11 protein-coding genes and 1 pseudogene are annotated in these 19,187 nt (G+C 34.0%); 3 read left to right on the top strand and 9 right to left on the bottom strand.

The features are described from left to right. Positions 1-606 precede the first annotated feature (606 nt). Positions 607-1,536, bottom strand: coding sequence for a LysR family transcriptional regulator (locus MKX30_RS22050; RefSeq protein WP_341063502.1), 930 nt, complete (start codon positions 1,534-1,536; stop codon positions 607-609). A 235-nt stretch (positions 1,537-1,771) separates the two neighbouring features. On the opposite strand from MKX30_RS22050, the gene MKX30_RS22055 reads away from it, so the two are divergent. Genes MKX30_RS22055 through MKX30_RS22065 form a run of 3 tightly spaced genes read left to right on the top strand, consistent with a single transcriptional unit; the run spans position 1,772 to position 4,441 of the window. Further along, positions 1,772-2,575 carry an MBL fold metallo-hydrolase gene (locus MKX30_RS22055; protein ID WP_341063503.1) on the top strand — a complete coding sequence of 268 codons (804 nt, stop codon included), beginning with the start codon at positions 1,772-1,774 and terminating at the stop codon, positions 2,573-2,575. 55 nt (positions 2,576-2,630) lie between these two features. Then, a complete protein-coding gene (locus MKX30_RS22060) occupies positions 2,631-3,110 on the top strand; it encodes a GNAT family N-acetyltransferase (RefSeq protein WP_341063505.1) in 480 nt (159 codons plus the stop codon). A 53-nt stretch (positions 3,111-3,163) separates the two neighbouring features. After that, positions 3,164-4,441 carry an MFS transporter gene (locus MKX30_RS22065; protein ID WP_028541115.1) on the top strand — a complete coding sequence of 426 codons (1,278 nt, stop codon included), beginning with the start codon at positions 3,164-3,166 and terminating at the stop codon, positions 4,439-4,441. A gap of 260 nt (positions 4,442-4,701) precedes the next feature. Here the strand turns inward: MKX30_RS22065 and MKX30_RS27435 are convergent. The 8 genes and pseudogenes from MKX30_RS27435 to MKX30_RS22110 all read right to left on the bottom strand — a co-directional run. After that, positions 4,702-5,166, bottom strand: a pseudogene (locus tag MKX30_RS27435) (recombinase family protein); the annotation flags it as partial. Positions 5,167-5,645: 479 nt separating this feature from the next. After that, positions 5,646-6,482: an HNH endonuclease gene (locus MKX30_RS22080; protein WP_341063506.1), complete on the bottom strand. Its 837-nt coding sequence runs from the start codon at positions 6,480-6,482 to the stop codon at positions 5,646-5,648. Further along, the gene (locus MKX30_RS22085) at positions 6,479-8,125 is read right to left on the bottom strand and encodes an AAA family ATPase (protein WP_341063507.1); all 1,647 of its coding nucleotides are present in this window, start codon (positions 8,123-8,125) and stop codon (positions 6,479-6,481) included. The genes MKX30_RS22080 and MKX30_RS22085 overlap by 4 nt, the downstream gene beginning before the upstream one ends. Positions 8,126-8,590: 465 nt before the next feature. Continuing rightward, positions 8,591-10,384: an ATP-dependent helicase gene (locus MKX30_RS22090; protein ID WP_341063508.1), complete on the bottom strand. Its 1,794-nt coding sequence runs from the start codon at positions 10,382-10,384 to the stop codon at positions 8,591-8,593. Then, positions 10,369-12,420 (bottom strand): ATP-dependent nuclease, encoded by a 2,052-nt coding sequence (locus tag MKX30_RS22095; protein ID WP_341063509.1) that lies wholly within the window; start codon positions 12,418-12,420, stop codon positions 10,369-10,371. The genes MKX30_RS22090 and MKX30_RS22095 overlap by 16 nt, the downstream gene beginning before the upstream one ends. 248 nt (positions 12,421-12,668) lie before the next feature. After that, on the bottom strand, positions 12,669-16,649 hold the full coding sequence (locus MKX30_RS22100; RefSeq protein WP_341063510.1) for an NACHT domain-containing protein: 3,981 nt from the start codon (positions 16,647-16,649) through the stop codon (positions 12,669-12,671). A gap of 289 nt (positions 16,650-16,938) precedes the next feature. After that, positions 16,939-18,714: a TniQ family protein gene (locus MKX30_RS22105; protein WP_341063511.1), complete on the bottom strand. Its 1,776-nt coding sequence runs from the start codon at positions 18,712-18,714 to the stop codon at positions 16,939-16,941. Between the two features lie 61 nt (positions 18,715-18,775). Then, positions 18,776-19,123: a helix-turn-helix domain-containing protein gene (locus MKX30_RS22110; protein WP_341063512.1), complete on the bottom strand. Its 348-nt coding sequence runs from the start codon at positions 19,121-19,123 to the stop codon at positions 18,776-18,778. Positions 19,124-19,187 lie beyond the last annotated feature (64 nt).

Consider the following 19,187-nt stretch of genomic DNA (forward strand, 5'->3'; position numbering starts at 1 on the left):
ATTTCTCAAAAGCTGACGACCTTTGAAATGGACAATCGCGTAAAATCAGCAACTCCAGTCTACAACTTTATTTTCTTCGAACATCAATTATGATAATTTTCTCGTTTAATCTAAAAATTTTCTTATTTAATATGACACCACTTTCTTCGAACAATAAAGTTGTGTACTAGCGAGTCAACTACAATTATTTCCCCCTGTGCGGTATACAATAAAGTTGTGTGCTTTAATCCATTATTTGTAATATATTTATAAAAAAATAGTACTAATAATATAATTAAACTACTGAATTTAATTCATTTTTTATCAATATGTGTGCCCGTCTTTACCTTTTCTAATATTTCTTTACGGGGTAACGTCAGGAAAATGCGGAATTACAACGTTAAGGAAATCCTCATATTAAAAGCCTGATTTTTCAATAAATGCTGGGAAATAAGACTTTTTTCGTTACTCCATTACAGCGCCCGTTTCAAGAAAAACCGTTTATGGTTTAGCTATAGGTATTAAGATTTCAAAATGAGGGTCGCTTGAGTCTGAATCATTTGCCTATTTTTCATGCTTTAAGCTGCTATTATGGAGGAGAAAATGAAACTCAGGCCTCCGGTTGCCTTAACAAATAATTTCCTCTCGTGACCAGTCTCTTGTGTGTTTCAATGTAATATCGATAAACTTTGATAGAGCGGGGGAAATCCACTTGTTTTTATGATAAACAACTTGGGCTGAGATCTGTTTAAGATCACCTTTGCAAGGAATAACCTTTAACCTTCCATCCTTGATTTCATTAATTACAGTTATTAATGGTAAACAAGCAATACCCAGCCCACTCATTACGCAACGTTTTATCGCCTCAATACTCCAAAGTTCCATCGTGTTGGAAAGTAAGATTCCTCTTTCTCGAAGATATTCTTCAAACATGGTTCGATAACTGCATTCTTTCTCATTCGTGATCAAACACTCGTTTAACTTTTGGTTTTCATAGCTTTGATCTAAAACATTCAGCGGGTTGTCATGACTTCCAACAAGGACAATAGGCTCGTCCAATAAAGAATGTACGATTAAATCTGAATCCTGAAACGTTGGCATCATAAGAAATGCAATATCTGCACTACCATTAAGTATTGCTCTCTTGTTATCTCCGCAAGTAGCGTTACTTAGAATGATGCTTACATGGGGAAACTTATTTCTATATTCTCTTAATATAGGTTCAAGTCGATAAACCGTTAAAGATTCAGGAGCAGCAATCCTTAACTCGCCTCTTATTTCATCACCATCATTTACAATGCTTTCGATTTTCCCGTAAGTATCCAAAATTTCTTGAGTATAGTGCAATAATTTCTTGCCTATATCAGTCAATCTTACCTTTCGACCCATCCGATCAAATAGAGGTGCACCCAAATGTTCTTCAAGTGCTTGAATATGAGAAGTGACCGTGGATTGAGTGTAACCTAAATGTTCTGCTGCTTGTGTAAAGCTACCAAATTGAATAACTTTTTTAAATGTAATAAAATGACGTATTTCCATCAGTTCACCAACTTTCAATTTAATCTCACTTCTATAGTATCAAAAAAATCAATGGATAACTTCTCGAATTTCAATTTTACTAACAATTAGTTCCGGGTTAATCTTAAGGAAATTTGAAAACAGAAGGATATTATGTGAAAACCATTCTGGACGTACCTTTTAATTAAGGTATTTACAACGCTAAATAGTCAGGGAGGAGAAATGACATGACGGAAGTTAAAATCAAAAAAATCCCCTAAACTGGGATGTGTTAGTGTCAAAGCGTCAAGGTCTCAGTAGAGATTTACCAGAAGGACAAGATTTGCTGAAGTGGGTGGCAAATACGGTCACGCTTATCTATGGTGAACAAGACGCAGTCCTCATTGATACATTTCTTACTATTAAAGAAAATCAAGCATTGGTAGATTGGGTTGTCAAAAGTGGTAAAAACTTAACCACAATCTATATCACTCATGGTCATGGTGATCATTTCTTTGGTATAAAGATGCTTTTAGATCGTTTCCCTGATGCAAGAGCGATAGCAACTCCAGATGCTGTCAAAGCCATGCAAGAACAAATATCTCCTGAATCTTTCTGGCATAAACTCTTTCCTGGTGAGATACCTGAGGATCTAGTCGTCGCTCAGGAACTTGAAGGAAGTGAGTTCGAGCTAGAAGGACAAAAACTTATCGTGGTGAATACTGGGTTTACTGATACTGGAGATACAACGTCTCTACACGTCCCATCAATTGATTTAATCGTTTCAGAGGATGCAACTTATAACGACATTCATCTTTACTTGGCTGAAACCACTAACGAAACTCGAATTGAGTGGATAGCTGTGCTCGACAAACTTGAGGTACTAAAACCACGTGCAGTGGTTGCTGGACATAAGAAACCCGAAAATGAAGATAATCCCAAAATTATCGCCGAGACACAAAATTACATCCGAGATTTTAACCGATTGAATGAAATAACGGAAACAGCACAGGAGCTCTACCATAAGATGTTAGAACTCTATCCAAATAGAGCTAATCCAGGTGCACTTTGGGGAGCAGCAAAAGCAGCGAAATCTTAATAAAAGGTATATATAATAGCATTCTTTTAATAAACACGGTTGGAGGAGTTAATAAATGATTACGGTTTACGATGATAGTTATAAAGAAGAAGTCATTAAATTAATATTGCATGTACAGAATGTCGAATATGAAGTGGGTATTAGTCTTAAAGAACAACCGGACATTCTGGACATTCATTCAAATTATATAAATGATGGCGGTAATTTTTGGATAGCGTTAAATGATATCGGAGAGGTCGTAGGTTCAATTGGTTTGCAAAAGAAAAATAAGGAGGTTGCTGTATTAAAGAAATTTTTTGTTTATAAAGACTACCGTGGTAAAGAATTTGGGACAGGAAAAAAGCTTTATGAAGCACTGCTTGATTTTGCTAAGAAACAAGGTTTTTCTAAGATAATTTTAGATACCCCATCTAAAGCCACTAGGTCACACGGTTTCTATAAAAAGGCTGGATTTAAAGAGATTGATAAAGAAGATTTGTCAATTAAATATGATTATCCTGACCGCAATTCAATTATATTTCTATTAGAACTATAACAAAAGGAAAGAAGGTCTTATTTTTATGGAATAGTTAAACGGAGGGTTTGTCTTTGAAGAATAAGATTATATTGTTTTGTTTACTAAGTACTGTATTACTCGGAGTAATGAATAGTTTCTTTTTTAATTTAGCTCTCGTACCAATTGCTAAAGACTTAAATATTTCTATATCTTTTAGCAGTTGGTTTATCTTAGGGTATTCAATTATGGTTACAGTAGGTTCAATAATATACAGTAAGCTTGCTGAAAGCATTCAATTAAAAAAACTATATCTATTTGCTTTAGTTATCTTTGTTCTTTTCTCTATCTTGGGCTTTTTTATGGATCATTTTTATTTACTTGTATTATCTAGAATGGCACAAGGAGTCGGAGGGGCAGCCTTTATTTCACTGACAATGGTTGCAATTATAGATGTACTTGATCGAGCATTATTACCGATAGGTCTTGCTTTTATAAGCTTTGCTATGGCTTTAGGATCAGGTTTAGGACCTTTACTGAGTGGTATTATTCTATCCATAACGGATTGGCACATGTTATTTTTATTTATGAGTTGTGCAATAATTTTTATACCAATTTTATATTTTACTTTTCCAGAAAATAAGGTAGAAAATAAGACTCCATTTGATTGGTTAGGGACGTTTTATTTATTATTATGTATTCTCTTTTTATTATGTGCCTTGAACATTAATTTTCTTTTTATTGTTTTTTGTAGTTTATTTTCCCTAGTATTCATTCGCCATATCAATACCGTTTCTTACCCAATTATTGATAAAAAAATATTTAATAATACAATTTTTGTTAGAATAACTAGTCTTAGTTTTTTGTTATTTTTTTTGCTAGGAGCAAATGTTTTTCTTCTCTCTTATATTTTTTCTTATACTTTTAATCCCATACAGTCTGGAATCCTATTTTTTATAAGTGCTTTAATAGGAGGGTTTGCAAGTATAGGGATTGGGAAGAATATGACTAATAAAAATGTGAAAAAATTCTATAGAATAGGATTATATATTTTTTTCATAGGTTATTTAATTAGTATTTTTAACTCAAAAATAGGCATAGTATACATTTTAACAAGTGTTTGTTGCTTCATTGCCTTTTCTGTTGTACAAGTTGCTTTAAATAATTTATTAGATTTGGAACTGAAAGAATCCAAGAAAATAAGTATTGGTGTTTATAATTTATGCAATTTTATCGGTATGAGTATTGGTGTAGCATTATTTAGTAAATTAGTTATTATATTTAATATAAATATTTGTTTTATTTTTTTATTAGCGACTGTGATTACAAAAGGATTCATGTCAAACAATATTAATACAGCAAAAGGAAACTAGTACTGAGTGAAACTGAAGGGATTTTTCAGACAGATCGGTCATTGGCTGGTTAGTTAATCAGCTTTCCAACATACCCATTTATATTATTCCTTTGGATAGTAAAATAATATTTAACAATGGTAAGGAGATAACTGGATATGAAATATATTCGTTCAATACCTGTAGTTAGTTCCTAAGAGGGGTACGGAAACGATTCGGGGATTGAGAGGCCACATATAAAATAATCCCCAGTTATTATAGCCCTTTCTCCTCTATTTCCTTTAAAACGCTGCCTGACTAACCCCTATAATAGTACAAATTTCCTTTACAGTTTTATCTGTTGTTTTTCGTAATTCAATTGCATGGTTCATTCCTGGGTGTTTATCTGTATTTTTTTTTACCCTTCCTCGATATTTTCCCTTTTGCTTAGCCAATTTTATCCCCGAACGTTGCTTTTCTTTAATCATTTCTCGATCTAGCTCACTGAATACTGCCATAACAGTTAAAAAGAATTTACCAGTAGGTGTTCTTGTATCAATTCCTAAGTTTTAGATAATAAAATGTATGTTTCTTTCACGAAGTTGTTCAACCAGCTGCAACAACTGTCAGTATTTCGATCAAGACCTTCCATTCTAGTCACAACTAAGGTATCATCGGCAGCTATCTTGGAAAGAAGTTCACCCAATTGATGCTTCTGTTTAGAAACACCACTAATTTTCTCCTTTTACAATTTCGTTCACTCCAAATTATTAATCATCACCATTTAAAGTAGAAATGCCTTGATCCATCGGTACTTCTGATGAGTCAAGGCCCCCACTCTGTCCAAAACATATATTAAATAAAATTTCATTTATTAATTACATTTCTCAGCTATAATGGTTACTCACAAAACCACTCTAAGAAGCTAAAAACTAGTCCAATCACTGTTTACTGATGCATAAATATTCATTTCTCACTAATTATGAAAAAAAATTCTCATTAATTCTGAAAACATTCTCATTAATTATGACACCACACATCACACATCTGTGAGTTACCATTATAGTTGAGACTAATAAAGCAAAGAAAAGGCCATTTTTATGGCTACAGATGAGATTAATTACATCGTTATTTGAGACTTTTCATAATTATCATGGTTACGAACGAGACTTTTGGAAATAGAAAAATTTGATTTCCAAATTCACAAAAGTTTGTACTATCTCAGAATATAAAAAGCAATTTCCCCTTATGTAAAATCATGAAACCCTCCTTTACAAAACCATTCACTTTGAGCCATACTCTCATAAAATGCTGTTTGCCAGGAATTTGGATGATGCTTCGCTCGACTTACAGCCTGCTTGCTTAACTCATCTCTTAAATCCTCTTCTATTAGTTCATTCCAGTAGTATACTTGACCCAGAATTTCATCTACTGCATGTACACTATAAAGTAGATTTAATTCAAAAGTTTCAAAATGATACTCGACACGTCTAGCTTTTTCCTTACTCCAATTTATTGGGGAATCGATATAGAAATTAATAATTGGAGGAATAGAGTGTATTACTTTTGCGAATAAAAAGCGTTCATCCCCTAAATCATCGAAATATGGATGTAAAGTTGTTTGCTCATTTGAAATTGGAGCTGCATCTAGTTTTTTCTTATTACATTGATCACACGCTGGAATTAAATTAATTGGTGTAACAACAAGGGATGGGTACATCGACTTAGGCAAAAAATGATCCAACGAGGAAACTTTGCGCTGACCACATATAGGGCAGGTCCAATTTGTCGATGCATTCATCAATTTATCATATATCTCTCTGCCGGGAGAATCCTTGTCAACCATTCTTTGTGTGTATACGGCCTCCATTTCTTTAATACTAACGCCTCTTACTGAACAAAGTTCGTCTTTAAATGCGCTTAAAGAAGAATCTTCTGCTAGTCTCTCAAATTCATCTTCTGCCAATTCAATATCAGGTAGGCAAGATTTTAACCTATCTTTTAATTCTTTTTTTCTTACTTTGCTAATACACTTTGTAAAGACTTCAGATGCTATTTGTGTTGGTTTATTTATTTTTCTCATTTATCTTTTTCCTCCGTCACCATCAGTGCTCTTAAAATTGCACGTGCCTGCATCCCTAACTCATTGTTAAAATACTCTAGCGCTTCTTGATAGCTGTCAGTTTTATTAGCTACATCTTCTAACAATTTATGAAAACCTGAGTTTGTTAATTCAAACGAAAATACTTCTTTTGTTATAATATTTATATTCTCACCAAAGGTTTCTACTTCAGGGCGTTCAAACTTTAAGTTACTTCCGCTACGGTTAAAAATCCAGGCGCATTTCCTAGGAATTTCTTGTAAAATAACAGGCGAGTGTGTAGCAATAATACCAACACCATTTCGTTTGACAAGTAAATTCGAAAGTATTCTTGTAAAGGTGGATAATAAAGGCGGATGTAAATGAGACTCTGGTTCATCCAATAAAACAAGTGAAGACTCTTCGAGTTCCTCAATTAACTTGGATATGGTTAACAAGACAATACTGTGCCCTGAACTAAACTTTTTGCATAAAGGTAATGCTCTTTTTTTAAAACTATTTTTTAATAATTCTTTATCTTTAGATTTTAGTTTTCTTCGTTCTTTTTCCACGAAATTTAGTAAAGTCTCTTCATATTTGGATGTAGTTGAAAGTAATTCTACTACTCCAGAAGCAGAGAAAACAGGATCAGTATTGAGCATCTCAATCGCTTGCTCAAGTCTTGCTCTTTTTGAGGGTATCTCTCTACAGGTCCATAAGCTTTCAACTAATTCATTACGGAGATTCTCCGTACTTTTAGTTATAATTCTCTCTTCTGTACCTTTTACTGTTGTCTTAGAAGTACCACTCTTTTTTCCCAGCGATCTTTTCAAACCGATGTAGGAATATCGAATTTGTTTAGAACTACCTTTCTGATTTTTCAGAAATTTAGCTTCATCAAATGCACTGAAAGAGATATAAATAATATTTTCAAATAATTTATTACCTTCATCCAGCTCAATTTCAGATTTAAATTCACCGCCAACCTCATTTTTCCCTTCACTCATAAGTGAGTCAACCATTTGATTAAGTAAGTGTGTTTTCCCTACTCCATTCCTACCAATTATAGCGTACAAATTCGTAGGGGGATTAGAATCAGGTTCAGTAATAAATTCAAGCTCATGTAACATATCAGCTTCATTCCCCCTTTTAGATAGAATGTATTTAAAGTTATAGTTCGATAAAGCGGAGTCTCCTTTTGCAAGCAAATGAAATTCTTCACTTACCTTTTCAACCCCTATATCTCTCAAAAGGGCCCGTTTAGTTACCCACTCACTTGTGCATTTTTCAAAAAGAACCAGATTTAAAGAAATATCATTTAATCTTTGTAGTAATTCATCTCTAAATACATCTCCCATACGATTAAGGTTCTGATAATAATATTTGTCTTGGCCTATTGAGAAAAATTTCTGGCCTAGAGAGTCGAACTCTAATGGAATGTTAACCCTATCCTGCCCTTGTACCATATCAAATTCGCCAATTTTTACTGAACCTATGTAAATTACTTCATCTCTTTCATCTTTATAGAATAGTTGATAAAGAACCCGAAACTCCCACCAGTCATTCCAATTATCGACTACAAGATAAATTGAGCCAGCTTGTTCATATTTTACATTACTACTGACTGGAAGAACCTTAAATTTCATTTATGCGCCTCCTCCATAAACTTAGATAAACTGTCTTCGCAAGCTTACTTTACCGATCAATATCAATTCTCATCAATTGATCGCACACTTTAGTTATATTCACGGAAATTGTCCTCTTCGGGATGAGGAACCATCTTTGTTGTATTCAACAAGGATGAACTTGGACGTCATATGTGCGTCCAAAGATATATTAATGGACTAGATTTTCATTACCAAACAAGTGGGGGCCTGAAAAACTCCATGGTTAGAGTTCAAAGAGGTACCGATGTGACTTGGAGAATACATGTAAAGCCAGCAGGCTGTGGTTAACTCTCAGTTGAAGATGCCGAAAATGTGTTTGATCCGGCATCTTCTCATGGTTATGTTTAAAAGATGGTTAATTGAACGAACAAAGAAGGAGAACTAATAAAACCTATACCATGCCCCTACACTTAGCAAACCTGTAATATACTTCATATCCATTTTTTATACGTTCATAATTATAAACAGATTCTCGAATTTTCCATAATCTTTTTCTTCCATAGAAGGAACATTAATAAACAAACGTTCTTTAGCTCTGCTCAAACCTACGTAGTTAATTCGATGTTCTTCATTGTCATGCATACTCGAACTTAAAAACATATCAAGGTCCCTACTCGATTTTAGAATAAGAAGGACATTATCGAACTCGTCTCCCTTTGCTTTGTGAATAGTCCGATGCTCACTTGTATCTTCAGATATATTTACACATAATGCAATTTGTTCATAAGTATAATCCTCATAGAATGTTTTGGCAGCCCCTCTTACCAACTTCGAAATTTCTGGCTTAATATCGCTTTTGATAATATTATAGAAATGTAACAACGCTTGGTCTTTGAAGATATCATATTTATTAAGCAACAGGGAAACATACTTTAAAGCCTCTTTTTTCCCTTTAGTCTCATCATTAGCATCCTTAAATTCGCATTCAAGTTCTCTGATAGCTTGTTTAAAATTTCCTTCACGAGCATATTCAGTAGCTTTTATACAAGCGATAATTATTTTGCTTCTATAGTGATTGCTTTTACTTGCTTTGTCTTTGTTGGATAGCTCCTCAATCAATTCTTTATTTAATACATCTCCTATAATTTCTTTTTTCATTGAGTTAGAAGTTACGTTTATTCTTGACAATGAATGCACAACAGAGTTAAAACTTAAATCTCTTGCAATTTTTAAGGCTTTTAAACTTTCACCGATAACAATCGTTGGTTTGGCCCCTTCTATATTTCTGAAAGGAACCTGTGTGATATCTTGTCGAATACTATTTAATAACTTAATAATTTGGTTAGTACTTCTTCTATTCTCAACCATTACATAATCAACAATGTTCGGTAACAGAAATGAGCGAAACTGCCCTGGCTTTGCACCTTGAAATCCAAAGATGGACTGTGCTTCATCGCCAATAATTCCAATTCTCGTTTCATTTGTACCAAGCATCTTCAGAATTTCTGTTTGTATGGGGTGGGTATCCTGGAACTCATCAACTAAGAAGTAAGGAAACTTAGCTTGTAAGACCTTTAGTATGAAGGGATATTTCTTAATGAGCTCGTAGCTAAAAAAAAGGACATCATTGTGATCTATGATACCTTCTTTCCAATAAAGCATCTTGTAAGCTAGCATATCTAATTCAAGAAGATCCAAACATACTTTGCTTAGATTTCTACGTTCTTCTTTTCCATGGTTCAGAGCCTTATAGTAAGCTTCGCTTCTATTGCCGACGATTATTAACTGTTTTTTTTCATCTAATTGATAATGCCAAGAGTATAACCAATTGAATAAAGCAACTTTATTATCATCTAAAGTTGTCAATTGTTTTATCGTAAAAGGATGTCTAAATTCAAGAATTTCAGAGTGGTTCTCCAGCCAATGCTTTACTTTTTTCATATGGACAACTTGGTCATCATGTCCGTCCAATTTCCTGATATTTAATTCATACTCTTCAGCAAGAAACACAGCGTACGGTTTTATAACATGTTTATATAAAAAGCTATGAAATGTTGTAACTTCTACTTGTTCAGCGTTGGTTCCTAAACGTTTTAAAATGGTTTCTACTGCAATATTAGTGTAGGTTATACATGCAACTTTACGTGTTTGCTGCAGTCTTTTTGAATGATGCAGAATATTTTGAATATGCTTCACTAACCAATATGTTTTACCTGCACCTGGACCAGCTGATATTCGAATATGCTGCTCAAAATTTATTAATGTCTCTGAATTTATAATAATCATTGGCTTATCCATGCGATAGCTTGTTTAATGTATTCAGGGACATTAAATTCATGATAATCAGAGGTCCCTTTTTTAGAGAGGTTCTCTTCTAATACGTAAGCTAATTCCAACGCATTTTCTCCTTTCCCGACTGAATTGAGATAGCGAGTTGCTATAATATTTTTGCATTTTTGATCACTATTCCATAAGGTATTCTGATCTATACTCTCCAAGATCCTCTTATTTTCATCACTTTTTCGTAGTGTCTCTTTATAATTATTCAGCGCATATCCATTTCTATATAATTCCATTAATTCTTTAATTTCAACTTTATTTTGCATAGAATCAGTTATCAATAGCTCCAAATTAGGATTCGCTAAAATTAACTCGTATTCGAATGTTTTTCCTTCTTCTACACTTTGACTGAAACCAGCAATATTCTTGATTGGATCTGGCTGATTTTTAAAGGAAGCTGGATTTCTTTTGTACTCATAAATAGAATGATTAATATCATACTCAAATGGGTAACATTTTTTGAAACTAGTTCTTGATCCTATTTTCTTTCTTTCAGGATCTCGATCTGTTAAAAATGCCACTTTTTTGTTCAATGCATATGGGTTTTCTCTATCAAATAAGTATAAAAAATGCTCAAAATATCTTCCTCCAACATTTATAATGGCTATATGTTTTTCCTCTAATGATATACCTTCATAGTTAGCTAAAATGGATAACAACAGTTGCTCTGCTAATCCTTCTACAAAAATGACTCTCTGAGCAAAAAGCATATCGGATTTTGTTGCATCTAAAAACCGTTGAACATATCTTTTGCTATTTTCATCGGTTGGAAAAACTCTCCCTGGATACCCTATACTTGTTTTCCCAGATTCATTGTGTAAGCATATCAACTCGTCTAAAGAAACAGAGGAAGTAATATGTGTAGAATGTGTAGTTACAAAGATCTGTCTAACTTTTTTGTCTGTTTTGTTCTTTTTTAAAAATTTCAAAAACTGATATTGCATTGCTGGATGTAAATGGGCTTCTGGCTCCTCAATCGCCAATACAGGAAAAATTTTAGCGTTACTCCCTAAATAATTTCCATCTGAGTTAACTTGCATTTTAGCCAAAAGTAAAGACATAAAAATCAAATTATTATAGCCTAGTCCATTATGTGTTGCCGGAATTTTAATACCAGTGTTATATTCAATAATTAATCTAAGAGCTGAAAACATCTCCACATCTGAAATTTCTCCTTCGAAATTAGGGTTAGCCTCGTTAAAAGATGCACCTGTATCTTTAGCATAAGAAAGTATCTGCTCTTTACCCAGCTCCATTCTCTTTTGAAGATCTGATAGAAGAGAATCCGCTTTGTCCGAAAACTCCTGTTTCTTTTTCTTGAGCTCATTTCTTCTTTCAATTTCTGGTGTCCCTAAATCAGATTTAATATCGTAGTCCATAAAAAAATCTAATACATCCCGAAGAAGAGTATTCCTTCCTGTTAGCATGTCCCTCTCCACATCGCGTATTGCGTCCAAAAATTGAAAATCAAACTTTTGTAATGATTCTTGATCCGCAATATTTTGGGCGACAATACTGCCCCCCCATATTCTATAAACATATAACCTTATAAAATTATGCTTTATTAATTTCCATGCTTGATCTTCATCTGATGCACTCGAGATTGTATCTAAGTATCGTGCCTTTTCTTTCTCCGGCAAAGTAAATTCATAAGTCAACAATGCCTCATAGGGCTCATCTAATTTGGTTAACCAATTGCCAACAGTAACTAGATCATCTGAATTCAGATCTTCTCCGATACTTTGTTTGATAGTTATTGCAACCACTACTTTAGGAGGCGCCTCTTTTAACTCGTTGAGAGATATACTTTTGTTAAAATCATATACATCCAATCTTTTTGTCCCTTTTGAATCCAATATCAAAGCTAGGGCTTTGAACAGGTTAGATTTACCTGCATTATTATGCCCAATGATGACATTAACTCCATCTCTAAACTCTATGGTTTCACTTTTGAAATTCCTGAAATTTTCAAATTCAATTTTCGATATATACATATTTGTCTCCCTTACCCTAATTGATGAAGTCTTAATACTATTTATCGGTAATATTTCCTTATTTGTATAGTAAAATCAAAAAAAGAACCAGTATACACCGATTCTTTCTTCTATTTTCAAGCGCCAAATACATCGGACCATCCAAGAGTTTGCGCTATCCTTATTAATAAAGGGTTAATGATGTAAAATATCACAGAATCGCCCACAAAAGCTCATTAAAGATATTTTCTATTTTATAATTTTTCCAACTATAGCCTAAGAGACGCATTTAGCACATATGCTTTCACGTTAGTTTTATAATTAACTGATAGTTGCTCCGCTTGAATGTTGAACTTATTTCTTGCATCCTGAAGACTTTCCTTTGAAAGCTTCCATTGTGGGCAATAAAACCAACCAACTACGTATAGCCCGTGGGTACAAAGATGATTATCTTGTAAATATTGCTCTATCAGTTGTTCTTGCATAGCATAATCCACTTTATGGTGCCAGCATCCCTTGACTTCAATTATAATGGAGATAGGATCGTAGTGGCCATCTTCGTCTGGCTGTTTAACTGCATCAATTATAATATCCGGTCGTTGCCCTTTTCCCTGTCCATATCCGCGACGAATCTCAATTTCACGATTTACAATAATTCCTCGTCCGCATAAATCATCATACAAATGTTGTTTGACGAAATTTGAAAAATCATTTTCATCGACATGCTTAAAGCTACCGTCCACCTGTTTATCCCACATCATCCTAGCTGATGGGGTGATCCCTTGAAGTTTATCCTCGAAGCGTTGTAACGACTCAATAATCAAATTGATAAGCTGTTCAGCGTTCTCTACGAGCCTACTATTTTTGTTGCGTACCATATCGCCAATTACCTTAGGTGGATGCGGCTTCCATGTCATTCGAAGGTAATCATTCTTAACATAGTTCCAACTTTCCTTTGCTTCCTTTAGTTCAGGCAGTAAATCTGCGATTCTCCGTATCTCACAAAAGGATCGTTCTGTCCCTATCTCTTCAAGTCGACGAAACACACTTTCATTCCATTCCTCTATAGAATTTGAATTAAATTTCCTATCACCTATCGGTAACTGAATACTATTATGTATCCATAATAAAAAGTCACCTAATTTTTCAGGAGATAATTCCTTATTATTTACAAAATCATCCAAGTAAAGATTGTCTCGCCAACTAGATGCAAATAAGCGCATAACTTCGTTGCCGAACTGAATATCAATGTTAAGACAATCCCAAACCGTATCCCATCCAGCATCCTTAGCATGCGTCATTAGTATACAAGTTGTGATAATACTACGGTCTCTAGCTTCCTTTTCAATTGGTAAAGGGAGCTTAAGTAGTGACTTTGCATATTTTTCCGCCGGTAAATATTGTCTATCAAAGAGAATACTAAGAATTATGTCAGTTCTTTTTATGGTCAAGTCATTCAATTTTACCCAATCAAGCATGGCAGCTCCTAGCTCTTTATTCCAAAAATCATAGCAGAAGTTACTCGGGAAATGACTTAAGTTTTTTTTTTGATTTATCATATATATAAATGCCTCTGTAGCTAATAACGGATAATTTTCTGTGGCAAATCGTTTTATATCCCTTTCTATGTCACTAACTCCCCATACATATATTCGAGGCTCTATAATGATCGGCATCCACATACTCCATATACTTATAGGTAGAGCTTTTAAACGTTCGTGACTGTATTCATATAAAATTTGAAAAGCCGTTCTACCTGCAGAAATTTCTTTTTCTTCAGAAGAAACAGACCATTCATCTTTGGAAAGAACATTCATTAACAAGTAAGCCTCAGCTGCTCTTATTAATGATGTTTCTATCGAAGAATCATTACATAGATATCTATAAACTTCACTTTTACAATCAAATAACTCCAAATCTAAATCAAAACAATCGCAGGTAAACTCTATCCATTTCCTTACAAAAAGTGGAGACTCTATATCTAAAGATATTGCTAATGGCTTTAGTTTTTCAGCATTCTGTTTCCACCCAGTCCTATTCATAGAGGTCCGAGAACTCTTTTCCTTCTTCGTAAATGACCTGAAAAGCCATTGAAAGCGAGTTTTAATCTTAAAAGGGCGATTTGACTGAATACAGTCCTTCAACCAAATTTCATCCCGATCAATAAAAATAACATTTTTAATTTCCTTTAATTCCACGACACTTAGAACTTTTTTTTCACAAATAATATTTTGCAGCATCTGTCTTCGTAAGTTATCGTTCTCCTTGTCTTGAAAACTAGACATTAGATCCTTAAATGATAATCTTTCTTCATAATGGATATACAAAAGCTGATACCACTTATATTTTATATCCCAGTTAAATAATGATTGACTAGAATACAGCAACAATAGATCTGAAATTAGGGAAAATGAAACTTCATTTTTTTCCGGTTTGAATATCACATACTGCTTAATTGCCCAATCAAGTGCTTCCAAAGTTGTACTCAACTCTAGATTATTCATTAATTCCTTAATAGTATCTTTTATAAAAGTTGCATCTAACTGAGTGCGATGACTTAACAGTAGTAACAATTCATTAGTCTGCAAAATCCCACATTTCACTAAATTCTCGATCACGCTTCTAAATAAATGAGCATCAGAAAAATGTTTAGTCAATGCTAGATGTTTCAGCTTCCAAAATTCTTCAAAGCTCGCATTCCTCATGAATGCGTATATTGCCTTAGCCTGCACGTTATACTGAGTAAATTCAAATATATGCAAATAATCATCATGAAGGCCAGTAAGTCCACATTGAGTTGCAATTTCGATTGCAAGAATTACTGCTCTCTCTCGATTGTTTAGTTCGAAAATAAACTGTCGAATATCTTCTTCTAGCCCAGGATAGTTTAAAGACGAAAATATACGGTAATCAATGTAAGCAGAATAGTAATAATAATCGTTTGCATTATCGAGAAAAGCTTTGATGAAGGAACGTCTTCGATCAGCGCATATATTAGAAAAATCGCATAGGAACAATACATCATAATCTTGTTTTAAAATGAAATCAAAAATTTCCGGATTCATACCCGCGAGCCATGCTGCAGTAGCATGAAATTGGGGAGCCAGCTTTCCAGGATAATCAGAATGGGATAATAGATCTAGTATTTGCTTTACTGTGGTGTAGCTATTTAAATAAGATGCCGTTAAATATTCAGCAAATGTTAAATGCGTCCACCGAAAACGTTCAGCATCAATTGAATTGAACAAACCCGTTTGTAATGTTTCTAATAATTCATCATCAGCAATTAAAGGAAAAGCAGCTCTGATATCTTTAATATCTAGCTCACTTGTCATTTTACGCCTTAAAGTTATTTTATTATTAATAGAGCTGCGATTCGCTAATATTGTCATAACCGCTAATTGAGAAGCAATTCTAAACTTCTTCTCTTCATTGTGTCTACCCGCGTTATTTCTTTTGCGTTTTCTTGAAAGATTTACTTCATTGCAGTATAGCCTACACCCTTGCTGATATATCTCAATTTGCGATTCAGGTAGGCTCATTTCTGTTTCATCATAACCTTCTAGTATAAAAAACAGTGTAACAGGCTTTACAAGGAAGGAAACGATCCCCTTACTTTCTGCTTCCTCTAAGAATCCATGTGGTTCTATGCCATTACTTTCAAGGACATCCACTATATTTTGCTTACATAGAGGGGCCAAGTGATATGTAGAGAACTGTTCTTCCGACCACATTGTTTTAAGTTTTTCGCCTAGGTCGTCAATCCAAATTCCAGAGCGACATGCTAAGCGAAGCTTCAATCTGTGAACGTGGGGGGAAATAAGGTCCAATTGCTTTCCCAAATAGTCCACCAAATTCTCAAACTGCATTAAAGACTCATCAAAGCTGTCTACAAAAAGGTAAAGAGTATGAGCACCCTCTACCCATTGTTTAAAAAATGCTCGATCAAATAGTTCATCATTGAAATCGTCTCTATTTGCAACATCCCGCAAGTCAATAAATCTAACATCATCTTCAGTTCCCTTAATCCTAGAATGTTCCGATTCATATGCCCTTTTTAATGTATCAGATTTACCAATCCCCGGTTCACCCAATAAAATTAAACAACCCTTATATGAGATCGAACTAAGAGTTGAAACTAGCTCATTCGTCTCTTTAATTTTAAATTCGTTTAAGTAACCATTTTTATCTAAAGGCGGTATCTCTCCCGCTTGATACCACAATCGTTGCCAATTATAATTCTGCTTCATTAGATCACCCTGAACTTTTTTAATATACCAAAATTACGAGGCGTAAAAGATAAGAAGCCTACTACAGAAATTAATTTTCTATCCTTCATTATAAGATGATATCTAATTTAAACAGAGCTTTTTATCTAGGATAGTTTCGCGTCTCATTACTCATGAAATGGAGAGCTTCGCTACAGAATTCACAAACTTATCATCTCAGATTGGTTTGTATTCACCATGAAATGATAATGATCACAAATAAAAAATATCTTTTCTTCCCTCGTGCAATCATCGAAATCCCTAAGGCTACTTATTGACTTTTATTATATGAATTAAATTCTTCCCGTGCCCTTTCTATATAGTAGCTGACAGCAGGCATTACGCTGCATATATATGATTGCTTCACTTTTAAATAGTTGTAGATATCTTTTGATAACATTTTCTCGCCTGCATATCCTTTAACATACTCTTCCGCCTTACTAATAAGCAGATTTATCCTATTCTCCAGACGCCTCTTAGCTTGCGTTTTCTTTGCATTTTTTATATAGATATGATAGTTCCATTTACGTATCGTATTTGTAGATACACTTATTGCCTTAGCTATCTTCTCAATAGTAATCGTTTCATTTGTCACAATCATTCTACTACATTCATCTGTTATTTTTTGATATATTTCCTCCTTATATATTCGACTAGCTGCCTTCTTCTTACGAAGAACAAGCTCCCTCATCACTTGTAAATGATATCGATATGTAAGAAAATGATTAACACTACTCCAGCAACTCCATTTTTCAATCTCCATTATGATCTTACCTTTTTGAATGGCCTGAATAAAATCACTTAAAAGTTTATTTTCAATAGTTATCTCTGTACGTCTCATCGTAAGCACTCCACGTGTACGGAAATAGGCAAGTATATGTCGGCAAGTACTCCGTGCGAACCCCGTATAATTCATCATCTCTTTTAATTCCATCTCTCTAAAACCATACTTCCTCAGTGCATGGAATCCCTTTAGAAATGGGTCTTTGTATTCCAGTTCATTATTCGAATTGAATGCAAATAAACAGCCACAATCCAAGCAAGCTACGTGATAAGTATATTTGTCTCCATTCCTTCTATATTTTGTTGAAGTCCCTGTCTTGATTAAAGATCCCTTTTGGTTGTAACTTTTACACCAAGGCGATAAGCAAATCAATAGCTCTTTTTTACTTCTCCCTGTCCCTTGTATTGCCTTCTGAAATAAAGAGGGCACATCTATTCTGGCAAATGAATTAAAATCCAAACGGTTTAAACGCATCACTTCAATTAAAAATTTGATGTGAAAACTTCTCTCTCGAGCTAATGTCCTGCGAGCATAGCTAAGAAGGTCATTAAGTGAAATGTCCCCAACCAATTTCAAATTAGCTTGAATAATGCTTTTATCATATGAGCAGTTGTAATCATTCATAATGTAAAGAACTTTTAGTGCTAATTCTGAATTTGAATAGTGTAACTTCGTAGGCGACAACATTTGTTGCCATACTTCCGCAATCCATTTCTCTTGTTTGATAACTTCTTCAGAGCAAAATTCCTGAAGTTTTTTCGTATCAATGGTCAATATACCATTTGTTTTGTACATATTTAATTCTTTCGACGTTGTGAACTCATCTGAAGGGAGATTCTTAAGTAAAAAACAATGGTGTATTCTGCACCTCGTAATCGCCTCGACTCTTGATAAAAGCATATGAATATTTTTTTCTCTAAAGCAAATAGGACAATAATAATTATCTCTACGTAACAAACCTCTTAAGAAGCGAGATTGTGCATGTTTTTTACTATGAGTGAATTTTTTTATAATAAAATAAAAGGTCATTTCAAGGAGTGTATTGCTAGACTGCGCAGTAAGTCGAGCCAGTTTAGCTATATTTAGAGAGCTTTCAGGAGTAAAATCAATTAAGTATATATGTATTATTTTTGGATTATAAGTATTCTTTGGCTTCACAGCCTTCCATAAGGTTAAAAGATCTATCCCGTTGGCATCGGCACACCGGGACATATAACTACTAAGTGATTCTCCTCTAAATGGCTTCAAACGTATAGTAAACATTTTTCATCCCCAATATAAATAACAACCATGCATCACCATTAATACTGGGGATAAAATTCACTTATTTAATCAACCCAAGTATTTTTTTTGTGATATGATGAATTGTTTCAACTTCTTCAATTTTACGGCTGAGTAATAGCGAAGTATGTATCTCAAGCAAAAGATTTTTATCTTTTAGAGAATCGGTAGTTTCCAGATTTTCAAATCGAAAAAATTCGGTAGGCCTAATTTCTAAAGCTTCCATAATTTTTTCAAGTGTCTCAAGTGATATATTTCGCTCTCCTCGTTCCACACCACCGATATACGTTGACTGCAATTGAGCTTTTTCACCAAGTTGTTCCTGAGTCATAGACTTTTGCTTACGAAGTTCTCTAAGCCTTTTCCCAACCAATCTAGTAAAATTCGTCATATTGACCACCCCTATTTCAGGGTAGGTAGGTCAATACGCCCGTTAAAGACCAACATACTATAAA

It is taken from the genome of Paenibacillus sp. FSL P2-0173 (assembly GCF_038008045.1).
Classification (GTDB): Bacteria; Bacillota; Bacilli; order Paenibacillales; family Paenibacillaceae; genus Paenibacillus; species Paenibacillus polymyxa_B.